The organism is Pseudomonas sp. PDM31 (genome assembly GCF_019218965.1).
In the GTDB taxonomy this organism is placed as follows: domain Bacteria; phylum Pseudomonadota; class Gammaproteobacteria; order Pseudomonadales; family Pseudomonadaceae; genus Aquipseudomonas.
In genome coordinates, this window is record NZ_JAHUWS010000003.1 from 335982 (window position 1) to 352923 (window position 16942).

A 16942-nucleotide genomic window follows, 5' to 3' on the forward strand; every position below is an offset into this window, starting at 1 on the left:
TAGGTTGACCATTACCGCAAGGTCGTATGGCGTAGTCCTTTTGTAATCAGATATATCATTAAATTGAATGATTGGGCGGCGAGCCTGCCATCTGAACCGCCAAGCAGAATGTATGATTTACGCTATTGACACCAAAGATATACATGATTAATGTGATTCAACAGTGACTTGAGAGGGCTATCCTCTCGAATTTTGAACTTCTATTACCCGCCGATAAAACAAACAATAAAGCTGGAGACTGCGATGAAGACTGGCAAACCAATTGTCGAAACCGAGGGTGCAGTACGCGTTTTGTCAAAAGCAGGAGGCATGCTGGCAGTGGGATTTACTTTGCTGTTCCACCCGGCAGTTCATGCTGCACCTGGAGCGTCGCCTGAAGAGCTCAAGCAGCTGGGGACGACCCGGACGCCGTGGGGCGCGGAGATTGCTGGTAATCAGGATGGCACCATCCCTGCCTACACCGGGGGCGTCAAACCTCCGGCCGGAGCCCCCGCCTTCGCCGACTCCATTCGCCCGGTTGATCCCTATGCCGCTGACAAGCCGGTATTGACCATCAGTGCGGCGAACATGGCGCAGTACGCGGGTAAATTGACCGAGGGAACGCAGGCCCTGCTCAAGCGCTGGCCGGACTACAAGGTTGAGGTTTACCCGACCCGCCGCAGCTATCCGCAGATGGCAGCGGACCGCGCTCAGTCGGCTATCAAGAACGCTGCCAATCCGGAATGCAAAACTACTGATGATGGTGTGGGTATTCGGGGTTGCTGGGGTGCCACGCCTTTCCCGTTGCCTAAGACTGGGTATCAGGTGATGTGGAATAGCTTGACTCACGAGCAGTCTGAGACCGAGTTGCGCATGCAAAGTTGGATTGTCGATAGTGCTGGCAATCGGACCATGACCAATGAGGCTATTCTGCAGAACGACTATCCTTTTTGGGATCAAAAGGTTACCCCGTATGAGGGCGTTGGTGAGCTCTATTGGCGTTTTCTCAGCAAGACCCTTGGGCCTTCCCGTGACGCCGGTCAGAAGACCGTTGTGTGGTACCCCGCGGAATTCGATAGCAAGGATCAGCGGATCTGGTCTTACACCACTGGACAGCGCCGCACGCGGCTTGCGCCAGAACTGACGTACGATACCCCGAGTGCCTCGTTGTCCGGTGCGCTGAACTACGATGAAATTGGTCTTTTTGCGGGTCGCATGGATCGGTTCGACTTCAAGCTCGTTGGGCGTCAGGAAATGTATGTGCCCTACAACCGCTACAAAGTAATCACTCAGACCCCTGAGCAGTTGCTTGGCAAGCAATTCGTCAATCCGGACGCCACGCGTTGGGAGTTGCATCGGGTATGGCTGGTAGAAGCTACCCGCAAGGAGGGTAAGCGTCACATCGCAGCCAAACGCAGGTTCTACATCGATGAGGACTCCTGGGCGATTCTGTCGTCTGAAGCGATAGATGATGCCGGCAAGATTTTCCGGGTCGGTCAATCCAATGGCTGGGCGCAATACAATCGCAATGAATTAGGTGCTGCAGGAAACCAGGACTCCTGCATTACCACTTATGACTTGAGCAAAGGCCAATACCTGGTCAGTTCCTATATCAACCCGGACAGTGGTTGGACCAAGCAGATCAAGCGTATGCCTGACTATAATTACCGTGCAGAATCGATGGCCGGTACCGGCGTACGTTAAGCACTTCCTTCGACCGCAGCACGCTTAGACGTGCTGCGGTTTTTTTTCGTCTGTAATTTGACGTGCGGTGTGCAATTGACGGTGAGTTGTGTGGTTGACGATAAACATGTATAGGATTAATATGATTGTGCGAGATGCCTAGTGGCTGCTGTTTTAAGCACCCGCTAACCAGATCGTTTGCATTACTCCACATAACAAATTCAAAAAGAAGTCTGGAGGTTGAAATGAGCCATTACGGCTTGCCTATATTTGCCAGGCGTTTTCGGGCGGCCTTGGCCATGCGAGGTGAATCAGCTGCCAATCTCAGATGGATTGGTGGCTGCCTGTTCAGTGTGTCGCTACTGTTTGGTGTCAATGCGAGTGAGGGCTCACGTCCCGCTGTCGACCCATTGTTCAGTTCGGTGGTGCAGAGCAATTTGGCGTCTTCTACCCAGCTTGTTGGCCTGGCTCGTGCGGGGCAGCGCCTGGTTGCGGTCGGCTGGCGAGGGCACATCGTTTACTCCGACAATCAAGGCCGCACATGGCAGCAGGCTGAGGTGCCGGTCGGTGCCGACCTCACAGCTGTCAATTTCCCCACTGCTGATTCAGGCTGGGCTGTCGGTCACGGCGGGGTGATTCTGCGTAGCCGTGACGGTGGCAAAACCTGGGTCAAGCAGCAGGACGGGTTTTCTACCAGCAAGCTGATGACCAGCTACTACCAGAAACGTCTTGATCAAGCCCCCGAAGCTGAGCAAGCGCAGGCCGCAAGTCTGTTAGAACAGGTCCGGCTGAACTACGAGACGGGGCCTGAGCAGCCGTGGCTGGATGTGTGGTTCGAAAATGATCAGCACGGGTACGTCGTAGGCACTTTCAACCTGATCATGGAAACGCGTGATGGCGGTGAACACTGGACGCCCTTGCTTGATCGGATGGACAACCCCGATGGCCTGCATTTATCCGCCATCAATGCCGTTGGTCACGAACTTTATATCGCCTCGGAACGGGGCACGGTGTTCCGTCTGGACAAGGACAGTCAACGCTTCGTTGCATTGAACTCTGGCTATATAGGTAGTTTCTTCGGTGTGACGGGGGATGCCCGTGCGGTGGTTGCCTACGGTCTGCGTGGTAACGCCTGGCGTAGCCTGGATAAAGGTGTGAGCTGGGAAAAGATCAGCACTGGCACCGAAGCCACGCTCACTGGAGGCACCATACTCGACCACGGTCGGCTGGCGTTGGTCAGTCAAGGCGGTTCGTTGCTTCTCGGTGATGCCGCCGCCGGTGCACTGGAGCCAATAAAGCTGCTGCACAGCGCACCCTTTGCCAATATCGAACCTGCGGCTGCAGACAGTGTGGTCATCGTCGGCACCCAAGGTGCTCAGCTCGAGCCTTTGCCGGCTTCCGGCAGCTGAGGCTGACGGTATGGATAATCTGGAGAAATCATGGCTGTAGATACCGAATCACTTCGCCTGCCCGTGATACGGGACCTCAAGGACTTCGACAAAAAATCCGGTGACTGGCTGGAGCGGCTGATCTTCAACCATCGCGCCTGGGTAGTGTTGCTGGTTGTGGCCATTACTGTTTTTCTGGGGGTGCATGCTTCACGCCTGAAAGTGCAGGCCAGCTTCGATGACATGATTCCTCATTCCCACCCTTACATCCGCAATTACCTGGACAACAAAAGCGAATTGAAGGGGCTGGGTAACTCTGTCCGAATCGTAGTGGAAAATACTCAGGGTGATATTTTCGATAAGGACTATCTGGCTGTAGTGCGTGATATCAACGATAAGATATTCCTTACGCCAGGCGTGGATCGTGCCTTCATGCGCTCGGTCTGGACGCCAATCGTGCGCTGGACGGAAGTGACAGAAGAGGGCTTCCGCGGCGGTCCGGTCATGCCGTTCGATTACGATGCCTCGGATAGATCGATTGCCCAGTTCCGCACCAACACACTGCGCGCTGGTTTGCCAGGAACCCTGGTGGGCAAGGATCTTAAGTCGAGCATGATATTCGTGCCTCTGCTCGATGTAGTTCCCGACACAGGTAAACCACTGGATTACAGTGAGCTCTCGACTTTTCTGGAAAAAGAAATCCGTGACAAGTACCAGGGCGTAGACGGTGGGCATTACCGCGTTCACATCATCGGCTTTGCAAAGCTTGTGGGCGACCTGATCGACGGGTTGATGCAAGTGATGATGTTCTTCGCCGTTTCGGCGCTGATCGCTTCATTAATCATCTATATCTATACGCGCGATTTGCGCAGTACCCTGTTGTTGGTGGTGACTGCGACCATCGGTGTGGTCTGGCTGCTGGGGTTGCTGGAATTGCTTGGCTACGACCTCAATCCTTATTCGATCCTGGTTCCCTTTCTGATTTTCGCCATCGGTTTGTCCCACGGCGCACAGAAAATGAACGGGATCATGCAGGATATCGGACGGGGGACCCATAAATATGTGGCTGCCCGTTATACCTTTCGCCGGCTATTCATGGCCGGACTGACGGCGCTGATTACCAACGTGGTTGGTTTTGCCGTGCTTATGATCATCGACATCCCGGTAATTCGCGACCTGGCCATGACCACCAGCCTGGGTGTATTGGTGTTGATCTTCACCAAGCTGTTCTTCATTCCGGTCGCCCTTTCCTATATAGGCGTCAGTCAATCTGCCGCCCGACGCAGCCTCCGTGAAGCTGGGGCCGGGCAGGGCATCACCGGTTTTCTGCAGCGGTGCACTGAGCGTCGCCTGGCCTTGCCGCTCACTTTGTTGGCTATATTGGTCGGTGGTGGCGCCATGGCCATCAGCCTGACCAGCCTGAAGATGGGAGATCTGGATGCGGGTGCGCCAGAGTTGCGTCCAGACTCACGTTTCAATCTGGATGTCGCTTTCATCAATGAACATTATGGTTCGTCGAGCGATCAGTTCGCCGTCATCCTGAAGACCAAAACCGAAGGAATGCGCGACTATGATGCGTTGGTGGAGCAGGATCGCCTGGCCTGGCGCCTGCAACAGCTTCCGTCGGTGCTGGCCACATCCTCACTGGCGAGCGGAATTCGTCGGGTTGCGTCAGGTTCCTTCGAGGGCAACCCCAAGTGGATGACATTGCCGCGCAACACTCAAACGCTGGGTAACGTCACGCAAACCTTGCTGGTGGGTAACCCTGAACTGATGAACCCAAACGCCAGCGTTGCTCCGGTGATTGCCTACCTCCGGGACCATCGAGCTGACACGTTGAGTGAAGTGGTCAAGGTTGCCGAAGAGTTTGCCGCCGAGCACAACACCCCGGATCGACAGTTTCTGTTGGCGGCGGGCCCTGCCGGAATCGAGGCGGCCACCAACATTGTGGTCAAACAGGCCAACTACCGCATCCTCGGCCTTCTGTATGCGGCTGTCGCCATCCTGTGTCTGATCACCTTTCGCAGTTGGCGTGCGGTGGTGGTGGCCATGGTGCCGCTGGTGATTACGTCGTTCCTCTGCGAAGCCTTGATGGTGATGCTGGGTATTGGCGTAAAAGTCGCGACCTTACCGGTTATTGCCTTGGGAGTTGGTGTCGGAGTCGACTATGCCCTTTATCTGTTGTGTGTTCAGCTGGGTGCACAGCGTCGCGGGATTACTCTCGCGCAATCCTATGGACTTGCGCTGAATTTCACCGGCAAGGTTGTAGCGCTGATTGGTGTGACCATGGCGGCGGGTGTGGTGACATGGGTCTGGTCGCCGATCAAGTTCCAGGCCGACATGGGCATCCTGCTCACGTTCATGTTCCTCTGGAACATGCTTGGCGCGCTGACGTTGATACCGGCCTTGTCGTACTTCCTCTTGCGTGATGTCGGTCGCGACGTCAACGCGGCACCCACGACGGTATCGCTGCCCGTACAGGATCCAGTGGCTGAAAGCGAGCTGGAGCAAGAAGCAGTGCATCAGAAATACGTAGCCAGCAGGGCGTGAAGTCAGCGCCATTCTGTGATGACCCAGGAGTAGATCTGGATGGGCCCGATTGATAAAGATTCACGCTGGAAAACGATTATGTTGGCCTTGGTTGCTGCCGAAGTGGCTTCGGCTTTCGAGGTCAGCATGGCGTTTGCGTCCCTGCCAACGTTCTACCGACTGTTTCAAGATCCTGCATTGGTAGGCTGGGTTATAACGGCCTATTTATTGGTGGCGGCGGCTGCTTCTGCAATCTGTGGTCGGATCGGTGATCTATATGGGCGCAGCCGTGTGATGATCGGAATGCTGATCCTAGCGGCCCTCGGTTCATTGATCAGTGCCTTGTCCACTTCGCTGGAAGGGATTGTCGTCGGGCGGGCCGTGCAGGGGGTGGCTTCCGCTGTCCTCCCTTTGTGTTTTGGCCTGGTCAGGGAAAATATCAGCCCGGCTCGGGTACCTCTCTGTATCGGCATCGTCGCGGGGACGGCCTCGACGGCGGCAGGTATAGGTTTCGTGCTGGGTGGGATATGTATCGACTACCTGAGCTGGCACTGGATTTTCTACATCAGTACGGCTGTTGCTGTGCTTGGTTTGTTGTTGGTGATTGCTTTCCTGCCTTCGTCGCAAGGCAAGGCCAGCGACCAGAAGGTCGATATCCTCGGAGGCGTGCTGTTTGCGCCCGCAGTGGCAGGTATACTCTTTGCTTTGACCAAAGGCAGCGCTTGGGGCTGGAACGATCAGCGCACGTTGTGGCTGGGTGGCGGTAGCCTGGGCCTGCTGGCATTCTGGGCCTGGTATGAGGCACGGCATCGTAACCCGCTTATCGACGTACGGCTGTTCGCCAACCGCCAGTTGGCCATATCTAACCTCTGTTATGCCTTGATTGCCTTGGGTGCAATGCAATTTGCCCAAGTGCTGTTTGTATTGTTGCAGCAGCCGACCTGGACCGGCGTCGGGCTCGGCATGGCCGCAACGGCAGCCGCAGCATTGAAGTTGCCTTCGTCACTCGTGGCTATCGTCGCGGCACCATGGGGCGGAGTCGTGGCGGGTCGTCATGGTGGCCGACGTGCATTGCTGTATGGGCTGTCTTTCATGGTCGTGGGTTGGACTGCATTGTCGCTACACCACAGCACTATCTGGTTTGTCGGGTTTGCGGTAATCCTCAATGGTATCGGGACGGCCATTGTCTTCAGTGCCGTACCTAATCTCATCGTAGAAGCCGTGCCCCAGCAGCGGGTCAGCGAAGTGACAGGCTTGAGCCAGGTGATTCGGACGACCTTCATGGCCATTGGTGCGCAGATGATCACTTTTATCTTCGCCACACACACCATTAATGACCCGGCCCAGGGCCCTGGTATTTACCCAGCGGGTCCGGCGTTCCAAATGGCGTTTTGGGTTATTACCGTGCTATGCATTCTCAGCGTGTTTGCTGCTCTGGCCCTACCCAAGCGCCGGGTTGAAGAGCTGCGTGAGACAGTGGGACAGCCTGCTAGTCATTCGTAACTGCAAATGTAGTTCAAGGCCGTCGTTCTGTTGATTCAGGCGACGGCTTTTTTCGTTCAGGGCTGTGATTATTCCAGCGACTTGACCAATGCTCCCAAGCGTTCGGTGCTTTCCAGGAACTCGCTGAGCAGGTTGTAGAAAATCTCCTTGACGGTGGTTTCTTCGTGCATGTCGCCGACGATCTGGCCAACCGGATGGGTCAGGAAATCGCTCGCTCTGGCACGCTCAATGCGTGCGCGGGCTTCGAAAACCGACAGTGTCTGCAAGGGCATTGGCAACGTCTTTGGTGCGTTCGGGCTATCGAAGGCTTCGGTCAACTTGCTGCGCAGCAGGCTGTAAGGTTTGCTGGTAATGGCTCGTGACTGGATGGCTTCCTCTGAGCGCGCTGCGAATATCCGGGCTTTCATTTCTGGCGTGAGCTCGCTTTTGTCAGTGCCTAGCCAGATAGAACCACACCAGATGCCGTCGGCACCCATTGCCAGAGCTGCGACCATTTTTCGTCCACGGCCGGCACCTCCGGCTGCAAGCACTGGAATCGGCGCCACGGCATCGACCACCTGCTGCCATTACCTACTTTGATGCCGCGTGCCTGCCGTTCACGCACCTTTTCCTTGGGCGGTGTGCCCAGGGTATTGACCACCAGCTTGACCAGTGGATGGCGCAGAGCGACCTCGATCAGCTCTTGCGCCGACTCGGGCGTCATATTCAGGCACTCCGTGTACTCACTGACCATGCGCTCGACTTCGCCTTCAGGCAGTGGTGCCAGCCCGGCGTCATCACAGAGTTGCTTGAGAAAGTACTTATTCTCTGCCAGCAACTCGGGGCGACGTTTCCCTGCCGGGTTGCCGCGGCATATTTGTTCGGAATCAGGATATCAACGGCGTAGGGCTGGCCGTCGACGTGCTCATCGATCCAGGTCAGTTCCTGCTCCAGCCGCTGCGCAGTGAAACCGCTGACGCCAAGCACGCCCATGCCGCCAGCCCGTGAAACTTCGGCGACCACATCCCGGCAATGCGAGAAGGCGAAGATGGGGAGTTGGATGGACAACATTTCGCAGATTTTTATTTTCATTGTTTGTTCTCGAGTTGTCATGAAATTCGCAGTGCCCGGCGCCATAACTGGTTGCCTATTATTATAATGATATATACTATTTATTGAGATGGCTTGCCCTCGACCCTGGGTGCAAGTGTTTCAAACGGAGCGAGGAGAAGTTCGTGAGCAATCCCAATCTGGTAATCGACAGCAAGCAATTCCGTAATGCGCTGGGAGCGTTCGCGACCGGCGTTACGATCGTCACTACACGTGACGCCGAGGGCGCTGATGTAGGCCTCACTGCCAGTAGCTTCAACTCGGTATCGCTAGAGCCACCGATGATTCTCTGGAGCCTGGCAAAAACCTCCGGCAGCCTCTCGGCTTTCATGACCGGCGACTACTTCGCGGTGCATGTCCTGGCAGCCGAGCAGCAAACCTTGTCTGATCGGTTTTCCAAGCGTGGCATCGACAAATTTGCCGGACTGGACCTGGAGCGTGGTCCTGGGCAGGTTCCCTTGCTAGGCGACTGTGCTGCCCGCTTCAAGTGCAAGACCAGCTTTCGCTATGAAGGCGGTGACCACATTATCTTTGTCGGCGAAGTAATCGAGTTCGATCATTCTGATCATCCCCCGCTGGCATTCCACGGCGGCAAATATGCCAAGGTTCACCCGCGCGCACTGGCGAATCCAGTGGACGTCGAGGATGTGAATAGCAGTTTCAACAAAGACTATCTGGGTTTTTTGCTCGGTGTGGCCTCCATGCAGCTTTACCAGCCTGTACGCAGCGACTGGCAGCAATTGGGCCTCACCGAGTGCGGGTATTACGTGCTCAGCGTATTGGCTGCCGGCAAGCACAAGACCCAGGCTCAAATTGAAGAGCTGCTCAAGCCCAGCGGCCACCGACTTGGTGAAGAAGAACTGGGGAGACTGCTGGAGTCCGAGTTGGTGACAGTGCAGAGCGATGGACCGGATCGTCAGTTCGATCTCACTTCACGCGGCCATGAGTACGCGGTCAAGTTGTTCGTGCAGGCCAAATCATCGGAGCAAAAAGCCATCGCCGGTCTAGATTGGGATGATCTTGCCTTGCTCAAAAATCTATTGAAAAAGGTCATCCGCAATACCCGCACCTGATAGCGCAGGTGACACGAGAAGCCCCGGCCAATACCGGGGCTCAGCGCATCAGCCGAGTTGGCGAAACAGCGCATGCTGGGCTGCATTGGCGACCAGCCTGCCATTGCGGTCATAGACGGCGGCGTTGATCAGGCCGGTTTCGCCATGCAGTGAAGGGCTGTGCACATCGAACAGCAGCCACTCGTCGGCACGAAACGAGCGGTGTAACCAGAGGTCGTGCGTCAGCGTAGGGGCAAAAAAATCACGGCTCATGCGCGTTGCCACATGTGGCAGCAGCATTGCGCTGTTGATCCAGGCATCGGACATGTAGACCAGCGCCGCCTCATGCAGCCTTGGGTCATCGCTCAGGCGTTCGCTGCTGCGAATCCAATAGCGCATGCTCGGCTTGCGGTCACCGCAGAAGAGGAAGGCTTCGCCATCCACTGGACGTAGTTCGTGCAGATGCCTTGCCTTGAGCAGTCGCTGGTTGCCTTCGCTCAGGCGATCCTGGTACAGATCGGCCAGGTCCGCCAGATCCGGTAGTGCCTCAGGGCCTGGAACCTCGGGTGCCGAGTCCTGATGGCTGGGCCCTTCTTCCTCGGTTTGAAAACACAGGCTGGCGCGAAACGCCACCTGCAGTCCTCTTTGTGACTGCACCTCAAGGTTGCTGAAGCTGCGGCCTTGCAGCGTGGTTTGGACCTGATAGCGAAGCTGAGGGTCGAGTGGCAATGGCTTGAGGAACGTGGCATGCAGCGAACGTAGCCGTCGATGCGGATCGAGCCCGTGGCCGGCGGCAGCCACGGCCTGGGCCATCAATTGCCCGCCGAAGGCATTGCCTGTCAGGTTCGCTTCGCCGTGTCGACTGATGAAGTCTTCGCCGTCGAAATCCAGGCGCAGCAAGGAGGCGAAATCGTCGGGGCGTGGAATACGGCTAGAGGGTGCTTGCATGCGGTTGGTCCTGTTTGCAATGAGGGCTGGTGTTACCTGAAGGAGAAAGGGCCAGGTGAAATCCGGGTGTGATGAATTTGTTAGGTTGATTAAACATATAACTCATTGATATGATTTTTCCAAGTTGGCGGGTCTTTACCCGTCATCGAAAATTGATAACGGGAGAGGACCATGGCGAGTTTGGACTTGAATGCGCTGTTTGGTCTGGAAGGCAAGTTGGCTTTGGTGACCGGAGCTTCCAGTGGCCTGGGCTTGCACTTTTGTCGGGTACTGGCTGCAGCAGGCGCGCATGTGGTAATGGCTGCGCGTCGTACCGAGTTGCTGGTGGAATTGGCCGCCGATATTCCGGGCCAGGTTTCTACGGTTCGTCTGGAAGTGAGTGATGGTGCTGGCGTTCAGCGCGCTTTCGATGAAGTTGTCGAGCGCTTTGGTGTGCCGGATATCGTCCTCAATAACGCCGGCGTCACGGTAACCAAGCCTGCGCTTGCGCAAACCGAAGCGGATTTCGACTCGGTGATTGGTACCAACCTTAAGGGCGGCTGGCTGGTAGCCACTGAAGCCGCGCGACGCATGGTTGCGGCAGACAAGGGTGGAGTCATCGTCAACACCGCTTCGATTCTGGGGGAGCGGGTCAGCGGGGCGGTGGCGCCTTACGCAATTTCCAAGGCTGGTGTCATCCAGGCAACCAAGGCCCTGGCCTTGGAACTGGCGCGCTACAACATTCGTGTTAACGCCTTGCTCCCGGGATACGTCGTTACGGATTTGAATCGTGAGTTTCTCACCAGTGAACCCGGTGAGCGCTTGCGTCAGCGTATCCCGAGTCGCCGTTTCGGCGAGCTATCGGATCTCGACGCACCGCTTTTGCTCCTGGTGGGCGAGGGTGGGCGACATATCACTGGAGCGACGCTCGCGGTCGATGGCGGACATCTGGTCAGCGGGCTTTAGGAGAAAACAGGTGGATGCTCAATCACGCAGTGCAATCGAGCAGTACCTGAGCGAAGTGGCTCAGGCTTCTCGTGTCGAGTTGAAATTGGCTGATTTGCTTTCAGGTGGTGCTATCCAGGAAAACTGGCGCATCGAAGCCGAGTTTTACGATGGGCCATATCATGGCTTGCAAAGCCTGGTGATTCGCACTGATGCCCCTTCCGGGGTGTCGGTCAGCCACAGTCGAGCCCAAGAGTACGCCTTGCTGATAGCGGCGTTCGAAGCCGGGGTTACGGTGCCTCAGCCATTATGGCTGTGTGATGACCGTTCCGTGCTGGGGCGGCCGTTCTTCGTTATGCGGCGAGTGGAAGGCACTGCCAGTGCCCACCTCATTGCGCGTGAGGGTTCACGTTATGGTGGCGATCGACGTGAATTGGCGGAGCGTCTGGGTCGGGAGATGGCGCGTATTCACTCGATCCGCCCACCACGTCAGGACCTCGACTTCCTGCCGCTTTACGACGAAGCACCAGCCCATTATCTGATCGCGCACTTTCGACATTTTCTCGACAACTACCGCACACCGTATCCAACGTTGGAGTGGGGCCTGCGTTGGCTTGAACGGCATGCTCCACCGCGTGGCGATATTGCGTTGACCCATCGTGATTTTCGCACCGGAAATTACATGGTCGACGAGGCTGGATTGACTGCCATCATCGATTGGGAGTTTGCCGCCTGGAGCGACCCGCTTGAGGATATCGGCTGGTTCTGCGCACGCTGTTGGCGCTTCGGTCAGCCCTCCCTGGAGGCCGGTGGTATCGGCGAACGAGAAGACTTTTATCGAGGTTATGAGGCTGAAAGTGGTCGGCGAATTGATCGCGACCAGGTTCGGTATTGGGAGGTCATGGCACATGTGCGCTGGGCGATCATTGCCATCCAACAAGCCGAACGGCATCTCTCGGGCGAAGAAGATTCGTTGTTGCTGGCTTTGACGGGGCACATTGTTCCTAAGCTGGAATGGGAAATCCTCAACATGACGGAGAATGATTGATGCGTACGCGACCCGAAGGTGCCGAGCTACTGGAAGCTGCCCAAGCGTTGTTGCGTGAGCGCCTGCTGGGAGATTTGCCGCCGCAGCGCAAACATGAGGCGCTGATGATCTGTAATGCGATGAATATTGCCGCACGCCAGTTGCGCTTTGGTGAACAGCCGCAACGGGATGAGCTGCAATCATTGCTGGCAGTGCTGCAGGAGGAGGGGGTATGTCTGTTAGGCGGTAATCGCTTGTTGGGAATGCGCTTGCGCGAAGGGTTCGGTGATCCGGGACACTCTTCGCGTGAACAAGTCATTGCCCATCTGCGCAGTAGTGTGCGCCAGGCGGTGGTTGAAAGCAGTCCCGACTACCTTAAATAGTGATGCGAGAGGCAGGGCTTGCGGGCCCTGCACCCCTTTTAGCGTACTTCGAACGAGCGTGATTGCTTGCGTGCGGCCTCTACGTCCATCTGTGACTGGGCTACAGGGTTGCCAATCATTGTGTACTTCAAGGACTGTGTCAGCGCCATTGTGCGTGGCACATCCAGCGACTCCCAGATAGCCCGCACAGTGCCTTGCACGGCGGCCGGTGGCTTAGTCGCAATTTTTGCCGCCAGCTCATGGGCTCTGTCCCACAATGTCTCGTTCGAGGTGATCTCTGTCACCAGCCCAATGCGCAGTGCGGTGTCGGCACCAATCCTTTCATCATTCCCCAGCAAGGACATGCGTAGTACCTCGCCCAAAGGCAGGCGGTAGGACATGCCGATGGGTTCGACGGCACAAACCAACCCGTAGGAGACATGTGGATCAAAGAACTGCGCGTCTTGCGAACAGATGATCACGTCACTTTCATTGAGCCAGTAGAAAGCCCCGGCGCAGCACAAACCATGCACTGCCGTCACGACTGGCTTCCATACCTTGTTCGAGCGTGCGCCCAGGCTTTCGCCCGGATCTCGGGCATTCCATAGGTTGTTTGCATGGCCGACGGGATCGGTGGCATGGGATTTGACATCGGCACCCGTAGAGAACGCCCGGCCGGCCGAGCCGCGCAATACCACCGCGCGAACCTCGTCATTGTCACGGATATGCGCCCAAAGATGATCGAACTCAAGCAACATGGTCCGGGTGAAAGAGTTCATGGCTTCCGGGCGATTGAGTGTGATGGTGCCGACACCGTCGTCGGAAATGTCAAACAATAGGGTGGTGTATTCCATGGTTGCGCTCCTCGAAAATATTGTAGGTTTTATAGGGTTCAACGGCCGGTCCATTGTGCGGGGCGTCGGTCGAGAAAGGCCTGGGGGCCGATTCGTGCGTCTTCACTGGTAATCACCCTGCGAGCGGCGCCTTCATTCAGGACCCAGAGTTCTTCCAAGCTATAGTCCGTGCTGCAGCGTGCCAGCTGCAGGCTTTCGCTAACAGCCAAAGGGGCTGCACCCGCAATCCTGCGCGCAAGATTCAAGGCTGTTTTGTAAACCTGATCCTGCGCCACCAGATAGTTGACCATGCCCAGTTCATAGGCGCGATGCGCACTGATTGGCTCACCGCTAACGATCATCTCCAGGGCGACGGCTCTTGGCAGGACCCGGGGCAGCCTGAACATGCCACCACCTGCTGCAACCAGGCCGCGTTTGACCTCAGGTAAGGCGAATTCAGCCTGTTCTGCACATACCTGCATGTCACAGGCCAGCGCCATTTCCAGCCCGCCTCCAACAGCGGTGGCATGGATTGCTGCGATCCACGGTTTGCTTCGTGGAGCTTGAACGAAGCCGGCGAACCCTCCACGCCTGGTCGACAGACGGCGTGCATTACCTGACGCTATCTCCTTGAGGTCGGCGCCCGCGCTAAATGTTTTGTCGCCGTTTGCAGCAAGAATGCAGACACGGATTTGCGGATCGTCTTCTATGCGGATCAGGTGGGCCTCGAGCTGCTGCACCAGTTCACTGTTAATGGCGTTGCGAGCTTCCGGACGGTTGAGCGTCAGAACGGCAATGTGTTGCTCAATGATTTCAAGCAGCACCGGGCTTGTAGCGATTGTATGACTCATGGGGCAATCTCGCTGACGGCGGGGCAGGCAAGCCCGGCATCCTACGACGCCGGGCCTCGATCAGAAGGCGCGAAAAATAGGCTGGCGCCAATCATCATTGATCGGGTTCCACTCGACTGAAACCGCCATGCCGATCTTGACCTGGTCCGGATCGATACCGACCAAGTTTGACACCAGGCGAATGCCAGGGGCGTCATCAAGCTCGACGACTATCGGGATGTAGACGAAGTCTTCGACGCCCGGAAACGGTGAGCGATTGCACACGGCGTAGCTGTAGATTGTGCCGGTTCCGACAAGAGTCGGCCATTGTGTGTTCTGGCTCTGGCAGTGTGGACAGTAAGGTGTGGGTGGCATGCGGAAATGGGAGCAATCGCCACATTGCGCAGCCACCAGCCGACCTTCGCGGGCCGCCAGCCAGAAGGGTTCGGTCCACGGGTCGGTAGTGATATGGACGTGCTCGCCGGGCAGGGCGCGTGACAGATGCTGGCTCATGCGGATCTCCTGAGAATGAGGCCGGATACTGGTATCGAAGCCGGGCCGCCGGTTACCAGTGCCAGTTCGGCATCGGCGACCTGATTGATGGCTGTACCGCGCAGTTGCTCGACACCTTCGAGAATATGGGTCATGCCGATGATATAAGCCTCGGACAATTGGCCTCCATGAGGGTTGACCGGTATGGAGCCGGACATGCGGATTGCGCCGCTTTCGACGAACGCGCCACCTTCACCCTTGCCGCAGAAGCCGTAATCCTCCAGTTGCATGATCACCATCGGGGTGAAGTGATCGTAAAGCAGGGCTACGTCGATATCACTCGGCTTGACGTCTGCCTTGGCATAGAGGCGATTGGCGACATCTTTATGACCGGATGAGGCGAAATACTCATCGCTCATGCCCATCCAGGCGAAGGCGCGGCCCCATTCTGCACGGCCGCCGTGCGTGGCGGCACTGACCAGTACGGGCTTTTGTTTCAGGTCGCGAGCGCGTTCGGTCGAGGTGGTGATGACCGCCACGGCGCCATCGGTTTCCAGGCAAAAGTCCAGGCGGCAGAGTGGGTCGGCGAGCATCGGCGAAGCGAAATACTCTTCCAGGGTCAGTGGCGTACGGCGTATAGCCTTGGGCCGGTTCATGGCGTTCAAGCGGCTGTTGATGGCCACTTCGGCAAAAGCTTCGCGACGTGTGCCATATAGGTGCATATGACGGCGTGCAAGCACCGACATCAAATGCCCAGGCCCAACCAGTCCGGAAGGCTGCAGGAAAGAGTTTTCAGGATCGGGCTTGAGTGCACCAAACACCGTTCCGAGGCGCTGTGCGCGCTGCTGCAAGGACATCACCGTGACCACGTATTTCGCGTCGCCGGCGATAATTGCAGCCGAGGCGAGGCCAATGGCCCCGGCTGATCCCCCGCCACCACCGGTCAGTGTGGCGGTAAAAGTGACTTCGGGGATTCCGAGCATCTCCATAATGCTGGCGGTGTCCATCGTATCGAGATAGCCAGCCTTGGCGCCGCCGTAATAGGCAAAGCCATCGATATCGCGTACCGACAGCCCGGCGTCGGCGCAGGCGCCGAGTATCGCTTCACCGATCATTTCGTTGATGGTGCGGGGCCATGATTGGCCGCGCACGTAATACGGCGTTGCACCCACACCGACAATGGCGGTCTTGTCGCAATGTTCCCAGGTCATTCGCACTCTCCCTCTCGACATCCATCGGCAAGGCGGATGAATGTCATGGATGAATAAACATCTAAATTATTATTGTGATGTTGATGATTGGTCAAGGGCTCATGACAAGGTGTGGATCACGCCAGTCGCTGGAGGAACGACTCAATGGCCTCATTGAAGATGTCGTTACGATCGCCGGCGACCATGTGCCCGGCACCTTCGATGTCGACATACTCGGCATGGGGGATCAACTCCAGCAACAGACGAGCGCCTTCTTCACTGACGACGTCGCTTTGGCGGCCTCGTACCAGCAGGGTGGGTGCATGTACCCTGGCGGCTGCGTTTTCCATGCGCGAGTACAAGTCGCTCAGGCGCTCACGGGCGCCATTGGCCTGGAAGGCCGGATCCCAGTGCCAGTAATAGCGGCCATCGTCTTCGAGGCGCAGGTTCTTTAGTAAGCCCTCATTGGAGGCGGGTTTTGCTCGATTGGGGATGTAGCGTGACACGGCTGCCGCTGCTTCATCGAGATTGGTGAAGCCTTCAGGACTGCCCGTCATGAAATCACGGATATGCCGCACGCCTTCAGGTGACATGCGCGGTACCACGTCAACCAATACCAATGCTCTTGTCCGGACAGTTGCAGCTTCGCCCATCGTCAACAAGGCGGTCGCGCCTCCCAGGGATGCGCCGACCAGTACCGGAGGTTGCTCAAGGGTATCGATGACGGCGTTCAAATCGCCGATAAAGGCATCCGTGGAGTAGTCACCGTCGGCTGCCCAGGCGCTTTCGCCATGCCCGCGCAAGTCCATGGACAGCGTGTGGAAGCCGGCTTGCGCCAAGCGTCTCGCGGCTCTGCCCCAGGAGTGGCGGGTCTGGCCACCGCCGTGCAGCAAAATAACCGGTGGTGCATCGGCGAGCCCCCCGACATCGGCGCAAAGCGACAGGTTCTGGAACCCGGTAAAGGTTTGGCGCTGCAGGGACATGGCTAATTCCTTTGTGATTGTTTGAATGGAATTTTTAACAATTCAGGCGCTGCTTGGAGGCTTGGGCACGCCCGAATCGAACTCCTTCTCGGAGTGAATCGGAATATTGGCGCGCGTAGGCCGCGCTCAA

General features: G+C 56.9%; 17 protein-coding genes. 8 read left to right on the forward strand and 9 right to left on the reverse strand.

Annotation, left to right across the window (positions count from 1 at the left end; translation table 11 throughout):
* The first annotated feature begins 243 nt into the window (after window positions 1-243).
* From KW839_RS07915 to KW839_RS07930, 4 genes are all read left to right on the forward strand, one after another.
* On the forward strand, window positions 244-1683 hold the full coding sequence (locus tag KW839_RS07915) for a DUF1329 domain-containing protein (RefSeq protein WP_218423935.1): 1440 nt from the start codon (window positions 244-246) through the stop codon (window positions 1681-1683).
* Between the two features lie 224 nt (window positions 1684-1907).
* Complete coding sequence (locus tag KW839_RS07920; RefSeq protein ID WP_218423936.1) at window positions 1908-3071, forward strand: YCF48-related protein; 1164 nt, start codon at window positions 1908-1910, stop codon at window positions 3069-3071.
* Between the two features lie 30 nt (window positions 3072-3101).
* Window positions 3102-5600, forward strand: a complete 2499-nt coding sequence (locus KW839_RS07925; RefSeq protein WP_218423937.1) for an RND family transporter — start codon at window positions 3102-3104, stop codon at window positions 5598-5600.
* A 39-nt stretch (window positions 5601-5639) separates the two neighbouring features.
* A complete protein-coding gene (locus KW839_RS07930; RefSeq protein WP_218423938.1) occupies window positions 5640-7082 on the forward strand; it encodes an MFS transporter in 1443 nt (480 codons plus the stop codon).
* A gap of 68 nt (window positions 7083-7150) precedes the next feature.
* Here KW839_RS07930 and KW839_RS07935 read toward each other — a convergent pair whose 3' ends face one another.
* From KW839_RS07935 to KW839_RS07945, 3 genes are read right to left on the reverse strand one after another with little or no spacing between them, the layout of a single operon-like run.
* The gene (locus KW839_RS07935; protein WP_218423939.1) at window positions 7151-7627 is read right to left on the reverse strand and encodes a nitronate monooxygenase; all 477 of its coding nucleotides are present in this window, start codon (window positions 7625-7627) and stop codon (window positions 7151-7153) included.
* Window positions 7519-7785, reverse strand: coding sequence for a hypothetical protein (locus KW839_RS07940; RefSeq protein ID WP_218424110.1), 267 nt, complete (start codon window positions 7783-7785; stop codon window positions 7519-7521). Before KW839_RS07940 ends, KW839_RS07935 begins: the two co-directional genes overlap by 109 nt.
* A gap of 2 nt (window positions 7786-7787) precedes the next feature.
* Entirely contained in the window at window positions 7788-8153 is a 366-nt protein-coding gene (locus KW839_RS07945) for a hypothetical protein (protein ID WP_218423940.1), read from the reverse strand.
* A gap of 143 nt (window positions 8154-8296) precedes the next feature.
* Here KW839_RS07945 and KW839_RS07950 point away from each other — a divergent pair, with 143 nt between their 5' ends.
* Window positions 8297-9244, forward strand: a complete 948-nt coding sequence (locus KW839_RS07950) for a flavin reductase (RefSeq protein ID WP_218423941.1) — start codon at window positions 8297-8299, stop codon at window positions 9242-9244.
* A gap of 48 nt (window positions 9245-9292) precedes the next feature.
* Here KW839_RS07950 and KW839_RS07955 read toward each other — a convergent pair whose 3' ends face one another.
* A complete protein-coding gene (locus KW839_RS07955) occupies window positions 9293-10171 on the reverse strand; it encodes an acyl-CoA thioesterase II (protein ID WP_218423942.1) in 879 nt (292 codons plus the stop codon).
* Window positions 10172-10342: 171 nt separating this feature from the next.
* Here KW839_RS07955 and KW839_RS07960 point away from each other — a divergent pair, with 171 nt between their 5' ends.
* The 3 genes from KW839_RS07960 to KW839_RS07970 are packed head-to-tail and all read left to right on the forward strand — an operon-like array spanning window position 10343 to window position 12505.
* The gene (locus KW839_RS07960) at window positions 10343-11116 is read left to right on the forward strand and encodes an SDR family NAD(P)-dependent oxidoreductase (protein ID WP_218423943.1); all 774 of its coding nucleotides are present in this window, start codon (window positions 10343-10345) and stop codon (window positions 11114-11116) included.
* On the forward strand, window positions 11088-12143 hold the full coding sequence (locus KW839_RS07965) for a phosphotransferase family protein (protein ID WP_256352570.1): 1056 nt from the start codon (window positions 11088-11090) through the stop codon (window positions 12141-12143). Before KW839_RS07960 ends, KW839_RS07965 begins: the two co-directional genes overlap by 29 nt.
* Entirely contained in the window at window positions 12143-12505 is a 363-nt protein-coding gene (locus KW839_RS07970; protein ID WP_218423944.1) for a DUF6285 domain-containing protein, read from the forward strand. Before KW839_RS07965 ends, KW839_RS07970 begins: the two co-directional genes overlap by 1 nt.
* A 38-nt stretch (window positions 12506-12543) precedes the next feature.
* Here the strand turns inward: KW839_RS07970 and KW839_RS07975 are convergent, their stop codons facing one another.
* The 5 genes from KW839_RS07975 to KW839_RS07995 all read right to left on the reverse strand — a co-directional run bounded on the left by KW839_RS07975 (window position 12544) and on the right by KW839_RS07995 (window position 16812).
* A complete protein-coding gene (locus KW839_RS07975) occupies window positions 12544-13338 on the reverse strand; it encodes an enoyl-CoA hydratase/isomerase family protein (RefSeq protein ID WP_218423945.1) in 795 nt (264 codons plus the stop codon).
* Between the two features lie 38 nt (window positions 13339-13376).
* Window positions 13377-14168, reverse strand: a complete 792-nt coding sequence (locus KW839_RS07980) for an enoyl-CoA hydratase-related protein (RefSeq protein ID WP_218423946.1) — start codon at window positions 14166-14168, stop codon at window positions 13377-13379.
* Between the two features lie 60 nt (window positions 14169-14228).
* A complete protein-coding gene (locus tag KW839_RS07985; RefSeq protein WP_218423947.1) occupies window positions 14229-14660 on the reverse strand; it encodes a Zn-ribbon domain-containing OB-fold protein in 432 nt (143 codons plus the stop codon).
* Entirely contained in the window at window positions 14657-15850 is a 1194-nt protein-coding gene (locus tag KW839_RS07990) for a thiolase (protein ID WP_218423948.1), read from the reverse strand. Before KW839_RS07990 ends, KW839_RS07985 begins: the two co-directional genes overlap by 4 nt.
* Window positions 15851-15966: 116 nt before the next feature.
* On the reverse strand, window positions 15967-16812 hold the full coding sequence (locus tag KW839_RS07995) for an alpha/beta fold hydrolase (protein WP_218423949.1): 846 nt from the start codon (window positions 16810-16812) through the stop codon (window positions 15967-15969).
* Window positions 16813-16942 lie beyond the last annotated feature (130 nt).